Below are 533 nucleotides of genomic sequence, written 5' to 3' on the forward strand. Positions count from 1 at the left end.
GGGAGACCGGCAGGGGGTCCAGGGAGGGGACGCGCTTCCCGGTGGAGGTGGACACCCATGTCACCGGGATCCTGGAGCACGCCGGCGGCGTCCTGACGACCCTCGTCATGAGCTTCGACGTCCAGGCGGCACGGCTTCCGTGCATCGAGGTGCACGGGACAGGGGGCTCGCTCTCGGTCCCCGATCCCAACGGCTTCGACGGACCGGTCGAGCTCCACCGGGCGGGCGGGGGCTGGGAGTTGCTGCCCGTCTCGGCGGGCTACCGGGGCGCGGGACGCGGCACCGGACTCGCGGACCTGGCCGACGCCCTGGCGGCGGGACGCCCGCACCGGGCCTCCGCCGATCTCTCCCGGCACGTCCTGGAGGTGATGCTCACGCTGCTGGACGCGGCGCGGGAGGGCGTGACGCTTCCCGTGCGGAGCAGCTGCGTACGTCCTGAGCCGGTGCGCCCGCGGCAGCCGTAACCCGGCAGAATATCCGGCATGCCCCGATCCACTGCCACGTCTCCCTGCCCCTGCGGACTCCCCGCCGCC

The 533-nt window shown here is 74.1% G+C and carries 1 protein-coding gene; it reads left to right on the plus strand.

What is annotated here, in order from left to right; translation table 11 throughout:
- Positions 1 to 464: Gfo/Idh/MocA family protein (locus tag J0695_RS33080; RefSeq protein ID WP_443726677.1), on the plus strand; the 464-nt coding region annotated here is incomplete at its 5' end.
- Between the last annotated feature and the right edge of the window lie 69 nt (positions 465 to 533).

The organism is Streptomyces beijiangensis, from assembly GCF_017315755.1.
Taxonomy (GTDB): Bacteria; Actinomycetota; Actinomycetes; order Streptomycetales; family Streptomycetaceae; genus Streptomyces; species Streptomyces beijiangensis.